Consider the following 15,793-nt stretch of genomic DNA (forward strand, 5'->3'; position numbering starts at 1 on the left):
CTCCGCCGTGTGTCAGCAGGTCTGAGAGCACCACGCCCGCGTGACCCGGCCCACGGCGGCCGTCGACCGGCCCCGCACCCACCGCCGCGTCCCGCAGGTGACTCTCCACCGCACAGGCAGCGCCTCCCCGCCCCGCCCACAGGCCGGCGGCGGCCTGCCGGAGCTCCGTACGGGAGCACGCACCGCGTCACCCGCTGCCATCGAGGACCTGGAAGACACTGTGAACAGTCTGTCTGCGCCCGGCCGTCGCACCGATCCACTGCGCCGCTCCGACCTACCCGTCGCGGCGACCGCCCGCCGTCTCGCGGGCACCGGCTCCGTGTTCGGGGCGATCCTCGACCACGGACCGGTCGCCCGGTCCACCGTGGCCAGGCTCACCGGTCTCTCGCCCGCCTCGGTCACCGGCCATGTCGGCCAGCTGCTGGCCCGCGGTCTCGTCCGGGAGAGCGCGGAGACGTCGGGCCCACGGGGCCTCGGCCGGCCGCACATCCCTGTGGAGGTCGACACCGGCCGCTATCTGGTGGCCGGTGCGCACATCGCCGTCGCGCACTCCACCGTGTCCCTGATGGATCTGCGCGGCCGGATCGTGGCCGAGGACCGGCAGCCGCACCGCACCAAGGATCCACACCGGATGCTCGTCGAACTCGCGTCCCGGCTGCCCCGGTTGACGGCGGCGCACGCGGGCGGCCGCACGGTGCTCGCCCTGGGTCTCGCCACCGGCCACCGGGTCGATCCGGTGGCCGGGATGATCGTGGAGCATCCGCAGCTCGGCTGGCGGGACGTCCCGGCGCGCGACATCCTCGCCGCCGCGACCGGGCTGCCGGTCCACGTGGACAGTCACTCCCGGGCGCTTGCGCGGGCGGAGCAGCTGTTCGGCGAGGAGTCGACCCGCACCAGTACGGTCCTGCTCTTCGTCGGCGCGGTCGTGGACGCCGCCTTCGCCACCGAGGGCGCCATGCACCGGGGCCCGCGCTCGGGGGCGGGCAGCGTGGCGCATCTGCCGCTCGGCACCGGAGGTACGGGATCCCCAGGAGCGGGGGGCGACGGCGGAGCCGAGCCCTGTTCCTGCGGGCGTACCGGCTGTCTGCAGTCGGAGGTGTCGGAACGCGCCATGGTGCGGCGCGCGGCCGCTCAGGGGCTGGTCGTCGGATCGTTCCGGGAGCTGCTGGACCGGGCGCTGGCCGCCGATCCGAGAGCCGTGGCGCTGTTCCGTCGCCGGGCGCGCCTGGTGGGCCGGGCCGCGGCCCTCCTGCTGGACATGTTCGACCCCGAGGTGCTCGTCGTCGTCGAGCCGGGGTCCGGCCGGATCCCGGCATGTCTGGCCGATCTGCGGGCGGAGGTGGCGGAGCGCTCCTGGGTCTGCGAGGACCCCGAGCGGGCCGTGGTGCCGACCAGCTTCACCGGCTCCGTGCTGGCCACGGCCGGCGGGGCGGTGGCGCTCGGCGCCCTGTACACGGATCCGCTCGGGCCGTGGCCGGCACTGCCCGCGGTCTCCTGACGTCGCACCACAGCGGACCGTGCTTCCGCATCGGACTTAATTCAGGAAGTTGCATTGTTGACCGGGCCCGAATCCGGACGGGATGATGGATTCATGACCAGTCGGCAGCGGAATTCAGGGAACGCGTCCTTCGTGACGCGCGCCTTCCGCCCGCCCGTGACGGCTCCCGTTTCCGTCCCGCTCCTGTGTCGCCGCCCCTGTCCGGGCCTCCGCTAAGGGCTGTCCCGTAATCGGCCGGAATCTGATGCACTCGGCGAAAGCTCCGCGCCGCCGTGCGCCTCGCCCTGTCCGGCATGCCCTTTTTCGTGGACTCACCGCATTTCCCTGCCCCTTTCCGACTTTCCATCACGGGAGAGACGTTGACCGTCACTGTGTCCTCATATCCGGCGCCGCCCGCCGCCCCCGCGCCCGGCATCGTCCCGGACCGTTTCAAGCAGGCGTTCCGCCGCCATCCCGCCGGGGTCGTCGTCATCACCGCCGACGCGGGCCACGGCCCCATGGGTTTCACCGCGACCTCGCTCAGCTCGCTCTCGCTCGACCCGCCCCTGGTGTCGTTCGGTATCGGCACCACCTCCTCGTCCTGGCCGCACATCGAGCGGGCCCGTACGGCCGTCGTGAACTTCCTCGGCGCCGAACAGCAGGAGCTTGCCACCACGTTCGCCACCAGCGGCATCGACCGCTTCGCCGCTCCCACCCGCTGGCGGCGCCTGCCGGAGGGGGAGCCGGCGCTCGACGGGGTGGCCGGACGGCTGCGGCTGGAGATCGAACAACTCGTCCCGGCCGGCGACCACCGCATCGTCATCGCCCGCGTGGTGGACGTCCGGCTCGACGAGCGGCGCAGCCCGCTGCTCTTCCACGACGGCGCCTACCACACCCTCTGAGCACCCGCCCCGCCGACCACAGATCAGGAATTCACCATGCCACGCCACGACACGTACCGGACCGTCGGACGCAGGTCCTTTCTCGCACTCACCGGTGCGACGGTCATCGGTACGCTCGCCGCCTGCTCACACCAGGCCAAAACGGCGGCACGTGCCGAGCCCGTCGGGAGACTTCCCTCAGGAGCGCCGCCGCCCGGCACGAAACTCTCCATAGCCGTCCGTTCCACCAAACTCCAGCTGGGTCCTGCCGGATTGCAGGATGACGTGCCCTTCACGGTTTCCCAGTGGCCCAATCTGAGTGCGGGTCCCGATATCATCCAGGGATTCCGGGCCCATTCCATCGATCTCGCGGTCAATGCCGGAATCCCGCCGATCCAGGCCGAGGCCATCGGCGTCGGCGCGAAGATCGTCGCGGTGCAGGTGCGCAACAATCCCAGTTACGTCTTCGCGACCGCGCCCGGCTCGGACATCAGGACCGTGGCCGACTTCCGGGGCAGGAAGATCGGCTTCTCGCAGGGCCAGGCACAGGGCGTCGTCGTGCTGCGCGCACTGAAGAAGGCGGGCATCGCCAACAAGGACGTCGAACTGGTCGCACTGCCCAGCACCCAGTTCCTCACCGCACTGCAGTCCAAGCAGGTCGACGTGGCCCCGCTGGGCGAGCCGACGCTCACCAAGTACCTGACCCAGTACGGGAAGGACGGGGCCCGCGGCGTGAAGACCGACGTCGTGGACCTGCTCTCGGTCCTCTGGGCACCCGACGAGGTGCTGAGCGACAAGGCCAAGGCCGCCGCCGTCCGCTCCTTCGTCCCGCTGTGGGCCCGCGGGCTGGCCTGGGCCTGGGAGAACAGCGACGAGTGGATCGACACCTACTACGTCAAGGACCAGGGCGTCTCACGGGAGGACGGCAAGCGCATCGTCGCCTCACTTCACACACCGCAGTTCCCGGTGAGCTGGGACAAGGCCATCGCCTGGGAGCAGGAGACCGCCGACCTGATGGCCGCGGGTGGCTTCGTGCCGAAGCAGGACGTCACCGGGCTGTTCGACCGCCGCTTCGAGGGGCTGGCGGCCAAGGCCGTACCGGCCCGCTACCGGGAGACGTCATGACCGAACTACTGACCAACGCCCGTACGTCGGGCCGGGTGAACACGGCCGTCGCGCCCAAGGAGCCACCGGAGTCGCAGGCGGCCGCCCCCCGGTCCGCGGCGCCCCGTGCCACCCGCAGACGGCTCGGTCCCGGCCGGGCCGTCCCCTTCGGCAGGCTGATCGGGCCGGTACTGGTCATCGCCCTCTGGTGGTTCGCCTCCGCGATCGGCTACCTCGACCCCCGGATTCTGTCCGGTCCCGGCACGGTGCTCTCCACCGCGTCGGACCTCGTCTCCAGCGGCCGGCTCCAGGACAACGTCCTCATCTCGCTGCAACGCGCCGGGCTCGGGCTGTTCTTCGGAGTGGGCGCGGGCGTCGTGCTCGCCGTCGCGGCCGGGCTGAGCCGCACCGGTGAGTACCTCCTGGACGGGCCGCTCCAGATCAAGCGCGCCATCCCGTCCCTGGCCATGCTCCCGCTGCTGATCCTCTGGCTCGGCATCGGCGAACAGATGAAGGTCACCGTGATCGCACTCGGCGTCGCGGTGAACATGTACATCAACACGTACGCCTCGCTGACCGGCATCGACAGCCGCTACGTCGAGCTCGCCGAGGGACTCGACCTGAGCCGGGCGCAGTTCGTCCGCAAGGTCGTCGTACCCGGCTCGCTGCCCGGATTCTTCGTCGGACTGCGCCTCGGCGTCACCGCGTCCTGGCTCGGGCTGATCGTCGTCGAACAGATCAACGCCACCAGCGGCATCGGCTACATGATGTTCCAGGCCCAGCAGTACGCCCAGTCCGACGTGATCATCGTGGGCCTGGTCGCCTACGGGATCTTCGGTTTCGCATCCGACGCGGCAGTACGCGCCGTCGAGAGGAAGGTCCTGTCATGGCGACGCACACTGGCGGGCTGACCGACACCCGCGCCGCGGCCGGCACGGCTGTGCAGATCCCCGCGGTACGCACCCGGGGACTGGTCCGCGGATTCGGCGACCGGGACGTCCTCAAGGAGCTCGATCTCACCATCGCGGCGGGGGAGTTCACGGCACTGCTCGGCCGCAGCGGCTCGGGCAAGTCCACCCTGCTGCGGGCCGTCGCCCGGCTCGACCACACCGTCGAGGGCTCCGGTGAGCTCACCGTTCCCGACCGGGTCTCGCTCTCCTTCCAGGACTCCAGGCTGCTGCCCTGGCTCCGTGTCATCGACAACGTCGTCCTCGGCCTGCGCGGCCCGGGAGCCCGCGAACGCGGTCTCACCGCCCTGGCCGAGGTCGGCCTGGAGGGGCGCGACCGGTCCTGGCCGCACGAGCTTTCCGGCGGCGAGCAGCAGCGCGCCGCACTCGCCCGCGCCCTGGTCCGCGACCCCGAACTGCTCCTGGCAGACGAACCGTTCGGCGCCCTGGACGCGCTGACCCGGATCAGGATGCACGGCCTGCTGCGCGAACTGTACGAGCGCCACCGCCCCGCCGTGCTGCTGGTCACCCATGACGTCGACGAGGCCGTCGAACTGGCCGACCGGGTGCTCGTCCTGGAGGAGGGCCGGATCTCCGTCGACCTCACCGTCGACCTGCCCACCCCGCGTTCCCGCCGCGACGCCCGGTTCCAGGGGTACCGCGACACCCTGCTCACCGCCCTCGGCGTGACGCAGCCCCAGCCCCAGAACTCTTCCGAGCAGAAGGAAGCCCATGTCCCGCACGCCTGACCGCAAGCAGCTCCACCTCAACGCCTTCCTCATGTCCACCGGTCACCACGAGGCGTCCTGGCGGCTGCCCGAGAGCCCGCCCGAGGCCAACTCCGACATCGAGCACTACAAGAACCTGGCCCGGATCGCCGAACGCGGCAGACTGGACTCGCTGTTCCTCGCCGACAGCCCCGTCCTGATGGGTGACCCCGGCCGGCGGCCCGCCGCCAAGCTGGAGCCCACGGTCCTGCTGACCGCGCTGGCCGGTGCCACCCGCCACATCGGCCTCATCGCCACCGCGTCGACCAGCTACAACGAGCCGTACAACCTGGCCCGACGGTTCGCCTCACTGGACCATGTCTCCGGCGGCCGGGCCGGCTGGAACATCGTCACCACCGCGGGGGCCGACGCCGCCCGCAACTTCGACCTCGACGACACCCCGCTGCACCGCGACCGCTACCGGCGCGCCGGAGAGTTCGTCGAGGTGTCCACCAAGCTGTGGGACAGCTGGGCGGACGACGCCGTGATCGCCGACAAGGAACGCGGCGTGCACGCCCTGGCCGAACGGGTGCGGAAGATCGGGCACAGCGGTGAGTTCTTCCGCGTCGAGGGCCCGCTGAACGTACAACGGCCCCCGCAGGGTTATCCCTTGCTCGTACAGGCCGGTTCGAGCGAGGACGGCAAGGACTTCGCGGCCCGGTACGCGGAGGCGGTGTTCACCGCCCAGCAGACCCTGGAGGAAGGCATCGCCTTCTACAAGGACGTGAAGCAGCGCGCCGAGGCCATCGGCCGCAACCCCGACGGAATCAAGATCCTGCCCGGCATCGTGCCCGTCATCGGCGAGACGGAGGCCGAGGCCCTGGCGCTCGACGCCGAGCTGGAGAACCTCATCGTTCCCGAGTACGCCAAGCGGCAGCTCGCCCAGCGGCTGAAGATCGCCCCCGACGACCTGGACCTCGACGCCGAACTCCCCGATGACATCCCCACCGAGGACGAGATCGAGGGAGCCAAGAGCCGCTACACCCTCATCGTGGAGCTGGCCAGGCGGGAGAAACTGACCGTACGTCAGCTGATCGGCAGGCTCGGCGGCGGGCGCGGCCACCGCACCTTCGCGGGCACGGCCGAGCAGGTCGCCGACACCATCGAGCACTGGTACGACAGCGGCGCCGCCGACGGCTTCAACATCATGCCCGCCGTCCTCCCCTCCGGCCTGGAGGTCTTCGTCGACCGGGTGGTGCCGATCCTCCAGGAACGGGGCCTGTTCCGCACCGAGTACACCGCGAGCACGCTGCGCGGACACTACGGACTGCCGCGCCCCGCCAACCGGCTCTTCGAGACCGTCGACCGGAGCGAGGGTTCCTTCGGGATCGGTCTGGCGGAGGCCCGGTGACGGACTGTCCGACGCCGGAAGCCGGTACGCACCGGCAGCCGCCGCCCGGCTGGGCCCGGCGGCTGCTGGGCTACTGCCTGCGGCACCGCACCGATCTGCTCCTCGCCTTCGGTGCCGCGGTGCTCGCCGCCGTCGCCACCGCCACCCTGCCGCTCGTGCTGCGGCACGTGGTGGACGGGGTGGCGGCGGGCACCACCGCCTCGCTGGCCCCCTGGACCGTGCTGCTCGCCGCACTGGGCGCCGTCCGCTTCGGTGCGAGCTTCACCCGCCGCTACCGCTCGGGCCGGCTCTCCCTCGGGGTGCAGTACGACCTGCGCAACGACGCCTTCGCCGCTCTGCTCCGGCTCGGCGGCGCCCAGCAGGACGATCTGCGCACCGGCCAGGTGGTGAGCCGGTCCATCTCCGACATCACCCTCATCCAGACCCTGCTGCAGTTCCTGCCGAACCTCACCGGCAACGCGCTGATGTTCCTCTTCTCGCTGGTTTTCATGGCGGTGCTGTCACCGCTGCTGACCGTCGTGGCGCTGGTCGTTGGCCCGCTGCTCTGGCTGATCGCGCTGCGCAGCCGCCGCGATCTCTTCCCCGCCAACTGGCATGCCCAGCAGGAGGCCGCCGAGGTCGCCTCCACCGTCGAGGCGACCGTCACCGGTGTCCGGGTGGTGAAGGGCTTCGGCCAGGAGCAGCGCGAACTCGCCGGACTGGAGCGGCGTGCCCGCCATCTGTTCGCCTCCCGGCTGCGCGTCGTCCGTTTCACCAGCCGCTACAACCCCGCGCTCCAGGCCGTCCCCGCGCTCGGCCAGGTCGCCGTGCTCGCCCTCGGCGGCTGGATGGCCCTGCACGGCCGGATCTCGCTCGGCACCTTTCTCGCCTTCACCACCTACCTCGGCTCCTTCGTCACCCCGGTCCGCCAGGTGGCGACCCTCCTCACCGTCTGGCAGCAGGCACGGGCCGGCGCCGAACGGGTCCTGGAGGTCGTCGACGAGGCCCCGGTGATCACCGACGCGCCCGGGGCCCGCGCACTCCCGGACGAGCCGCCCGCCCTCGCCTGGCAGGACGTCACCTTCGGCTACGGGGACGCCGAACCGCTCCTGCGCGGCTTCACCCTCGACATCCGCCCCGGCGAGACCCTCGCCCTGATCGGCCCGGCCGGCTGCGGCAAATCCACCGCCGCTGCCCTGCTGCCCCGGTTCTACGACGTGCCGTCCGGATCGGTACGGGTGGGCGGCGGAGACGTCCGCGAACTCACCCTGGACTCCCTGCGCTCCCGGATCGGCTACGTCTTCGAGGAGAGCCTGCTGCTCTCCGACACCGTGCGCGCCAACATCGCCTACGGGGTGCCGGACGCCACCGACGAGCGGATCCGGGCGGCGGCCCGGATCGCCCGTGCCGACGAGTTCATCGAACGGCTTCCCCAGGGGTACGACACCGTGGTCGGTGACCAGGGCCTCACACTCTCCGGCGGACAGCGCCAGCGCATCGCCCTGGCCCGCGCCCTGATCGGCGATCCGGCCGTGCTCGTGCTGGACGACGCCACCTCGGCCATCGACGCCCGGGTGGAGGCGGAGATCCACCACCGGCTGCGGGAGGACGACCGCCGCCGCACCACCCTGATCATCGCCCACCGCGGATCGACGCTCGAACTCGCCGACCGCGTCGCGATCCTGGACGGCGGACGGATCACGGACACCGGGACACCGGACGAACTACGGCACAGATCGCCCCTGTTCCGCGAACTCCTCTCGACGGACGACGCCCCCGGCGCACCCACCGTCCCCGTCCCCGCCGCACCGGCCGGCTGCCCCACCCCGCACCTGTGGCGCCGGCCCGAGGGGGCGGGCGACCGGAATGAGGGGACCGCGGTCCGGGCCGCGCAGGCGCTCGCCGAGGCCGCGGCCATTGCCGGGCCCGGACGCGCCGGCCCCGGCGGCGGGGTGCTCGGCTCCGCCCCGCCGAGCCCCGAACTCATCGCCGCACTGGCCAGGATCCCGCTGCCCGCCGCCGACCCCGACGTATCCACCGGGCAGGCCGCCGCCGCCGAGGCGGACTTCGGACTCGCCGCTCTGCTGCGGCCCTTCCGGCTGCCGCTGCTCCTCGGCCTGCTGCTCGTCGCGCTCGACGCCGCCGCCCAGATCACCGTGCCGGTCCTCGTCCGCCACGGTGTCGACCAGGGCGTCGCCCACCACGCCGGCCACGTCCTGCTCGCCGCGGCGGCGGCCGCCGCCCTCGTGGTGGCCGCGAACTGGCTGATCGGCGTCGCACAGGTCCGCACCACCGGACGCACCGGCGAACGCCTCCTCTACACCCTGCGTGTGAAAACCTTCGCGCAGCTCCAGCGGCTCGGCCTCGACTACTACGAGCGTGAGCTCGGCGGCCGGATCATGACCCGGATGACCACCGACGTCGACGCCCTGTCCACCTTCCTGCAGACCGGCCTGATCACCGCCGTGGTGAGCCTGCTGACGGTGCTCGGCGTCCTGGTCAGCCTGCTGGTGATCGACGCGGAACTGGCGCTGGTGCTGCTCGCCGCGCTGCCGCTGCTGACCGTGGCCACCGCCGTCTTCCGCCACTACTCCGTACCCGCGTACCGCGAGGCCCGGGAGCGGATCAGCGCCGTCAACGCCTGCCTCCAGGAGAACGTCACCGCGATCCGGGTCACCCAGGCCTTCCGCCGCGAGAGCCGCAACGCCACCGGCTTCGCCGCACTCGCCTGGTCCTTCCGTGACTCCCGGCTGCGGGCCCAGCGCTACATGGGCACGTTCTTCCCGTTCGTCGAATTCCTCGGCACGCTCTCCTCCGCCGCCGTCCTCACCGTCGGCGCGGGACAGGTCCGCTCGGGGGAGCTCAGTGCCGGGACGCTCATCGCGTTCCTCCTCTACGTCGAGCTGTTCTTCTCGCCGATCCAGCAGCTCTCCCAGGTCTTCGACGGATACCAGCAGGCCGTCGTCGGCCTCGGCCGGCTGAACGGTCTGATGCGCACCCCCACCGGCACGCCGCCCGCGAAGGACGCCAGGCCGGTCCCCGCGCTGCGCGGCGAGGTCGAGTTCGACTCGGTCTCCTTCGGATACGCGGGCGGCGGCGGCCAGACGGTCCTGCGCGGGGTCTCGCTGCGGATCGCGCCGGGTGAGACCGTCGCCCTGGTCGGTGCCACGGGGGCCGGCAAATCGACCGTCGTGAAGCTCCTCGCCCGGTTCTACGACCCCTCCGCCGGCACCGTCCGGGTGGACGGGCACGATCTGCGCGAGCTCGACCTGCCCGGATTCCGGCGCAGACTCGGGGTGGTCCCGCAGGAGGCCCATCTGTTCAGCGGCACGGTCCGCGACGCCATCGCCTACGGGCGCCCCGACGCGACCGACGCCGAGGTGGAGCGGGCGGCCCGCGCGGTCGGCGCGCACGAGATGGTGGCCGGGCTCCGGCTCGGCTACCTCCAGCAGGTGGGGGAGCGGGGCCGCAACCTCTCCGCCGGGCAGCGCCAGCTCCTGGCCCTGGCCCGCGCCGAACTCGTCGACCCGGACGTCCTGCTGCTCGACGAGGCCACCGCCTCGCTTGACCTGGCCACCGAGCGCAGGGTGGCAGCGGCGACCGAGGTGCTGTCCCGCCGCCGTACCACCGTCGTCGTCGCCCACCGGCTGACCACGGCGGTCCGGGCCGACCGGGTGGTGGTGCTCGACGGGGGAGCCGTCGTCGAGACCGGCACCCACACCGAACTGCTCGCCGCCCACGGCCCGTACCGACGGCTGTGGGACGCCTTCCGCGAGAGCGGCCACGCAACACCGGCCGACCATCTGAGTGTCACCGAACTCGTCAAGGAGAACGCAGGATGACGGAGTACCGCGATTTCGGCCGCACGGGCGTCAAGGTCAGCCCGCTGTGCCTCGGCACCATGATGTTCGGTGCCCGGGGCAACACGGATCATGACGACAGCGTCCGGATCATCCACCACGCCCTGGACTCCGGCATCAACTTCGTCGACACCGCCGACGTCTACTCCGCCGGTGAGTCCGAGGCCATTGTCGGCAAGGCGCTGGCCGGCGGGCGCCGGGACAACGTCGTGCTCGCCACCAAATTCCACGGAAGCCTCGGCAGCGACCCCAACGAGCAGGGAAACTCCCGCCGTTGGATCATCCGGGAGGTGGAGAACAGCCTGCGCCGGCTCGGTACCGACTGGATCGACCTCTACCAGGTGCACCGGCCCGAGCCCGGAACCGACTTCGACGAGACCCTCGGCGCGCTGTCCGACCTGGTCCACCAGGGCAAGATCCGCTACATCGGCACGTCCACCTTCGAACCGTCCGCCATCGTCGAGGGCCAGTGGACCGCGCAGCGGCGCGGCCGCGAACGCGTCGTCGCCGAACAGCCGCCGTACTCGCTGCTGGCCCGCGGTATCGAGCGCGAGGTGCTGCCCACGGCGCAGCGGTACGGACTGGCGGTTCTCTCCTGGAGCCCGCTGGCCGGCGGCTGGCTCTCCGGCCGCTACCGCAAGGGCGCCGGCCAGCCGGTCTCCAGCCGCGCCGACCGGCAGGCCGAGCGGTTCGACATCGCCTCCTCGGAGAACACCGCCAAGCTGGACGCCGCCGAGGCGCTCGCCCAGCTGGCCGAGGAGGCCGGGCTCACCCTCGTCCAACTGGCCCTGGCCTTCGTGCTGGAGCACCCGGCCGTCACCTCCGCGATCATCGGCCCGCGGACCTTCGAGCAGCTGACGAGCCAGCTCGGCGCGGACCGGGTGCGGCTGAGCCAGGACGTGCTGGACCGGATCGACAAGATCGTCCCGCCGGGCACCAATCTGTCCTCCCGTGACGCGGGTTACCACCCGCCGGAGCTCACCGACCCGGCCCTGCGCCGCCGTTCGTACCCGGGGGTGTGAGTCAGGGCGTCGGCACGCGGTCCAGGAATCCGCTCACCGAGCTGATCCGTCCGTCGTCGGCAAGGGTGATCACGTCCGAGCCGGCGACGGGCGCCGAGCCGTCGGCCGCTACCAGCTCCCAGCTGAAGCGGGCCAGCGCGTGGTGCCCGTCCACTGTCCCGTCCGGCCGGAACGTGAACCCGGGGAACTGGGTCTGCGCACCGGTGATCGCGGCCGCCAGCTCCTGGTGGCCCCGGACGTCGGCCAGCGGGTCGGTGTACGTGGCGTCCTCGGTGAACGCCGCGGCGACGGCCTTCTCCAGCTCCTCGGGGGTGGCGGCGTTCCAGGCGGCGAAGTAGCGCTGGACGGCGTCGTCGTAGGCGGTCATCGTGCGGTCCTCTCCTCGGGCCCCCGGCCCGGTGGGCCGGGGGCGCTGTGCTCGTGAGGAACACGATGCCCGAGGGGACGGAAGGCGTCGATTACCTCCGGGGTAACGGCCGTCGGGGCAGGTCAGCGCCGGTGCTCGTCCAGGAATCCGAGGAGCGCGGTGTTCAGGTCCTCGGCGTGTGTCCAGCCGATGTTGTGCGGGCCGCCCGCGATCTCCACCAGGCGGCTGTCCCGGATGAGGTCCGGCAGCCGGCGCCCGGTGGAGTCGATGGGCAGGATGCGGTCCTCGTCGCCCTGCACGATCAGTGTCGGCACGTCGTTCTTGGGCAGGTCGTCCCGGAAGTCCGTCAGCCATGTCGGCACGCACGCGAGCGTGGCGTGGGCCGCGGCGCCGGCCGCGACCGTCCACTGGGAGCGCAGGGCCTGGTCGCTGATCCGGGTGCCGCCGAGCACATCGGCGTTGTTGAAGGCGTCCAGGAACTCCGTCAGATAGGCGGGCCGGTCCGCGACGATCGCGCTCATGATCCCGTCGAACACGCTCTGGTCGACGCCTTCGGGGTTGTCGTCCGTCTTCAGCAGGAACGGAGGAACCGGCGCCACCAGCGCCGCAAGGGAGACCCGCTGCGAGCCGTGGTTGGCGAGGTAGCGGGTGACCTCGCCGGTCCCCATGGAGAACCCGACCAGCACCGCGTCCTGGAGATCGAGCGTCTCCATGACGGCGTCCAGGTCCGAGGCGAAGGTGTCGTAGTCGTATCCGGCGGTCGGCCGGTCGGACCGCCCGAAGCCGCGCCGGTCGTACGTGATGACCCGGTACCCGGCGCTGAGCAGGACCGGCAGTTGCTTCTCCCACGACGCGCCGTTCAGCGGGAACCCGTGGATGAGGACGACGGGCCTGCCCTCGCCGTGGTCCTCGTAGTACAGCTCGATACCGGCGGAGTTCTCCCGGCCGGCGGTGATGTACGGCATGTGGTTCTCCCGTGCTTCGGTGGCACCGCGGCAGGGGCCGCGGCGATGGCGTCAGGATGCGGCCGACAGGCTTACGGCCGTGCGACGGCGGACGGGCCTACGGCTGCTCGTCCGCGATGACGTGCATGGCCGCTTCCTCGGCGGACGCGGCCGCCCCGTCGACGCCGACGTCCTCGCCGGCCATGCTGTCCGGCTCGTTCAGATCCAGCTCCCGGGTGAGCCGTCCGGCGCGTGCGGTCCCGACCTCCGCGTCCCACGGCTCGCCGTCCCCGTCCGCCACATCGCCCACGTCGTCGCCGGGCGGATCGGTGGACTCGGGCAGCTCCCGGGCCAGCCGGTTGTCCAGCGTCTCCCCGCTGACCTGCTCGGACGTGGTGGTGCCCCGGTCCTCCACGGCCCACGGCCGTTCGGGCGGCGAGTAGCCCTCGTCCAGGATGTCGGTCAGGCCCCGGTCCCGGCCTTCGAGGGTGTCCGCCGTGTCCAGCTGCTCCACGGGGTCGGAGGCCTCGGGCTGCTGGGGCTGATAGACGTCGTCGCCCCGGTCGGCATCATCCATGACGATTCCCTTCACGATGTCGGGGAGCCCGGTCATGCCTGCCGTACGCGGGGACAAGGGGGCATACCGGCCCGAATGCCTTCGGACATCCCGTACCACCCCTTCAGGATAGGCAGCCGGGGCCCGGCCCCGCAGTGTGCGGCCCGGTGCGGTCGGTGCACGGGCGGGGTCGGCCGGTCTGCGCGACCATGGAAGGTGCAGGCCGGGCCGCGAGGTGCCCGCCGGGGAGCCTGTCGTAGCGGCCGGCCCGGAAAGGTTGTCTGGAGAACCCGTCATGGATTATGCGGAGCGCTATCAGCTGGTGTTTCAGACGTCCGCCGTGGAGGACGACGCGGTGGTCGTCCGGCGGACGGCACAGTCCGGGGCGGGGGGATACCCGGTCTACGAGGACGAGACCGGGATCGTCCGCGCCGAGATCAGCGAACGCGGAGAGGTGCGCATGCTCGCCAGCGGCGGGCACCAGCTCCTCGGCACGCCGCTGGTGGTGCGGGAACCGGCTGCCTGAGGCGGGCCGCGGCCCGCCGTCCCTCCCGGGAGACGCGCCCCGGGAGGATGTGCGCATGACCGAACCGCTTCCGCTCGCCGGCATCACCGTCGTCAGCCTGGAACAGGCCGTCGCGGCGCCGTTCGCCACCCGTCAGCTGGCCGATCTCGGCGCCCGCGTCATCAAGGTCGAGCGCCCCGGTGGCGGTGACTTCGCCCGCCGCTACGACACCACCGTGCACGGCCAGGCCAGCTATTTCGTCTGGCTCAACCGCTCCAAGGAGTCCCTGACCCTGGACCTCAAAGCACCCGAGGGCCGCGAGATCCTGCACGAACTCCTCGCCGGAGCCGATGTGTTCGTGCAGAACCTCGCCCCGGGCGCGGCGGACCGGATGGGTCTCGGTGCCGCCGCGCTCCAGGCCCGTCACCCCTGCCTGATCCCCTGCACGGTCAGCGGCTACGGGACGAGCGGTTCGTGGTCGGACCGCAAGGCGTACGACCTCCTGATCCAGTGCCAGACCGGGCTGCTCTCCATCACGGGCTCGCCCGACGAACCCGCGCGCTCCGGTATCTCCGTCGCCGACATCGCCGGCGGGATGTACGCCTACAGCGGCATCCTGACGGCCCTGTTCACCCGGGCCACCACCGGCCGCGCCCGCACCGTCGAGGTCTCCCTCCTCGACGCGCTCGCCGAGTGGATGAGCCAGCCCGCGTACTACACGCGCTACGGCGGGACCCAGCCGCCGCGGATCGGTGCCCAGCACGCCACGATCGCCCCGTACGGTCCGTTCACGGCTGCCGACGGCAAGGAGGTGATGCTGTCGGTCCAGAACGAGCGTGAGTGGAGTGCCCTGTGCGCCACCGTTCTCGGCCGGCCCGGGCTCGTGGACGACCCCAGGTTCGCCACCGGTACGGACCGGGTCACCCACCGCGAGGAGCTGAACGCGATCGTCGCCCTGCGGTTCGCGGACCTCGGCAGGGACGAGGCCATGGAGCTCCTGGACCGGGCGGGCATCGCCAACGCCGGCGTCAACTCGGTCGAGGAGTTCATCGGCCATCCGGCGCTCGTCGAGCGCGACCGCTGGCGCGAAGTCTCGGTACCCGGCGCCCCGGCCCCCGTACAGGCACTGCTGCCGCCGGTGGATCTCGGCGGGGTCACCCCGTGCATGGGCCCGGTCCCTGAGGCGGGCCGGCACACCGGGCAGATCCTCGCCGGCCTGGGCCGCAGCCGCTCCGACATCGAGCGCCTGAGTGCCCTGGGAGTCGTGGACATCCCCGGCCCGTATCACGTGCCCATGTCCACTGACATCGTACCGACGCAGGACAATCCGGCCTGAGGCGTCAAACACTTGGTCGAAATTTTGCCCCTGGTGGGCCGCTTCGGCAGGACACCAGGCACACTCAACCTGTAGGAATCTCGCCACGAAGAGGATCACGCATGATCACGTTGAACAAGGAAGACGGCCCGGCGGATCTGGACGGGGTGACCCACCTGTCCATCGGGGTGTCCTGGGACCCCACGGTCGGCAGCAGTGGCGGGCTGATGGGGAAGCTTCGTCAGAAGAAGGGCACCGACCTCGACCTGATCGCCATCGCGATGCAGGGCGCGGACCCGGTCCGGCTGGCCGGCCTGGACTCCCTGGACCCGCTGGGCAACGGCTCGCTGGTGCACAGCGGCGACAACCAGACCGGGAAGGGCGACGGTGACGACGAGACGGTGACCGTCGACTTCGCCCGGGTGCCGACGAACATCACGTCCATCGTCTTCATCGCCGCCGCGTACAAGAAGGGCAGCTCCTTCCAGAACGCGCGCAACATCAGCTTCAAGGTGTACGACGCGACGGGTGGCAGCAGCCAGCAGGTCGCCGACATCTGGCCGAGCCTGCTCAGCAACGACAACGGCTGCGCCGTGGCCAAGGCGATGCGGGTCGGCGGGAGCTGGAAGCTTGAGGTGATCAACGAGACGGGGAAGATCAAGCAGGGCACCGAGCAGGCCCTGATGCGTTTCGCCGTGAGCAAGTAACCGGCGGACGG

The 15,793-nt window shown here is 71.5% G+C and carries 14 protein-coding genes; 11 read left to right on the forward strand and 3 right to left on the reverse strand.

What is annotated here, in order from left to right; all coding sequences use genetic code 11:
- Nucleotides 1–220: 220 nt before the first annotated feature.
- The 8 genes from ACFVW8_RS07205 to ACFVW8_RS07240 all read left to right on the forward strand — a co-directional run bounded on the left by ACFVW8_RS07205 (nt 221) and on the right by ACFVW8_RS07240 (nt 11,388).
- Nucleotides 221–1,498 carry an ROK family protein gene (locus tag ACFVW8_RS07205; RefSeq protein ID WP_389687074.1) on the forward strand — a complete coding sequence of 426 codons (1,278 nt, stop codon included), beginning with the start codon at nt 221–223 and terminating at the stop codon, nt 1,496–1,498.
- 359 nt (nt 1,499–1,857) lie between these two features.
- The gene (locus tag ACFVW8_RS07210; protein WP_389686949.1) at nt 1,858–2,379 is read left to right on the forward strand and encodes a flavin reductase family protein; all 522 of its coding nucleotides are present in this window, start codon (nt 1,858–1,860) and stop codon (nt 2,377–2,379) included.
- A gap of 36 nt (nt 2,380–2,415) precedes the next feature.
- Complete coding sequence (locus ACFVW8_RS07215) at nt 2,416–3,483, forward strand: ABC transporter substrate-binding protein (protein ID WP_389686951.1); 1,068 nt, start codon at nt 2,416–2,418, stop codon at nt 3,481–3,483.
- Complete coding sequence (locus ACFVW8_RS07220) at nt 3,480–4,373, forward strand: ABC transporter permease (RefSeq protein ID WP_389686953.1); 894 nt, start codon at nt 3,480–3,482, stop codon at nt 4,371–4,373. Before ACFVW8_RS07215 ends, ACFVW8_RS07220 begins: the two co-directional genes overlap by 4 nt.
- Nucleotides 4,349–5,158 carry an ABC transporter ATP-binding protein gene (locus ACFVW8_RS07225; protein ID WP_389686955.1) on the forward strand — a complete coding sequence of 270 codons (810 nt, stop codon included), beginning with the start codon at nt 4,349–4,351 and terminating at the stop codon, nt 5,156–5,158. Before ACFVW8_RS07220 ends, ACFVW8_RS07225 begins: the two co-directional genes overlap by 25 nt.
- Entirely contained in the window at nt 5,142–6,527 is a 1,386-nt protein-coding gene (locus ACFVW8_RS07230) for an LLM class flavin-dependent oxidoreductase (protein ID WP_389686957.1), read from the forward strand. Before ACFVW8_RS07225 ends, ACFVW8_RS07230 begins: the two co-directional genes overlap by 17 nt.
- Nucleotides 6,524–10,348, forward strand: coding sequence for an ABC transporter ATP-binding protein (locus ACFVW8_RS07235; protein ID WP_389686959.1), 3,825 nt, complete (start codon nt 6,524–6,526; stop codon nt 10,346–10,348). The genes ACFVW8_RS07230 and ACFVW8_RS07235 overlap by 4 nt, the downstream gene beginning before the upstream one ends.
- On the forward strand, nt 10,345–11,388 hold the full coding sequence (locus ACFVW8_RS07240; RefSeq protein WP_389686961.1) for an aldo/keto reductase: 1,044 nt from the start codon (nt 10,345–10,347) through the stop codon (nt 11,386–11,388). The genes ACFVW8_RS07235 and ACFVW8_RS07240 overlap by 4 nt, the downstream gene beginning before the upstream one ends.
- Before the next feature lies 1 nt (nt 11,389).
- Here the strand turns inward: ACFVW8_RS07240 and ACFVW8_RS07245 are convergent, their stop codons facing one another.
- From ACFVW8_RS07245 to ACFVW8_RS07255, 3 genes are all read right to left on the reverse strand, one after another.
- Nucleotides 11,390–11,755, reverse strand: a complete 366-nt coding sequence (locus ACFVW8_RS07245) for a nuclear transport factor 2 family protein (RefSeq protein ID WP_389686963.1) — start codon at nt 11,753–11,755, stop codon at nt 11,390–11,392.
- A gap of 122 nt (nt 11,756–11,877) precedes the next feature.
- Nucleotides 11,878–12,720 (reverse strand): alpha/beta fold hydrolase, encoded by an 843-nt coding sequence (locus ACFVW8_RS07250; RefSeq protein WP_389686965.1) that lies wholly within the window; start codon nt 12,718–12,720, stop codon nt 11,878–11,880.
- 97 nt (nt 12,721–12,817) lie between these two features.
- Nucleotides 12,818–13,276, reverse strand: coding sequence for a DUF5709 domain-containing protein (locus tag ACFVW8_RS07255; RefSeq protein WP_389686967.1), 459 nt, complete (start codon nt 13,274–13,276; stop codon nt 12,818–12,820).
- Between the two features lie 274 nt (nt 13,277–13,550).
- Here ACFVW8_RS07255 and ACFVW8_RS07260 point away from each other — a divergent pair, with 274 nt between their 5' ends.
- From ACFVW8_RS07260 to ACFVW8_RS07270, 3 genes are all read left to right on the forward strand, one after another.
- Nucleotides 13,551–13,781 carry a DUF6296 family protein gene (locus ACFVW8_RS07260; protein WP_389686969.1) on the forward strand — a complete coding sequence of 77 codons (231 nt, stop codon included), beginning with the start codon at nt 13,551–13,553 and terminating at the stop codon, nt 13,779–13,781.
- 55 nt (nt 13,782–13,836) lie between these two features.
- Nucleotides 13,837–15,096, forward strand: a complete 1,260-nt coding sequence (locus ACFVW8_RS07265; RefSeq protein WP_389686971.1) for a CaiB/BaiF CoA transferase family protein — start codon at nt 13,837–13,839, stop codon at nt 15,094–15,096.
- 101 nt (nt 15,097–15,197) lie between these two features.
- Nucleotides 15,198–15,782 carry a TerD family protein gene (locus tag ACFVW8_RS07270; protein WP_371775396.1) on the forward strand — a complete coding sequence of 195 codons (585 nt, stop codon included), beginning with the start codon at nt 15,198–15,200 and terminating at the stop codon, nt 15,780–15,782.
- The last annotated feature ends 11 nt before the right edge of the window (nt 15,783–15,793 follow it).

The sequence above is a fragment of the Streptomyces sp. NPDC058221 genome (assembly GCF_042882365.1).
GTDB lineage: Bacteria > Actinomycetota > Actinomycetes > Streptomycetales > Streptomycetaceae > Streptomyces.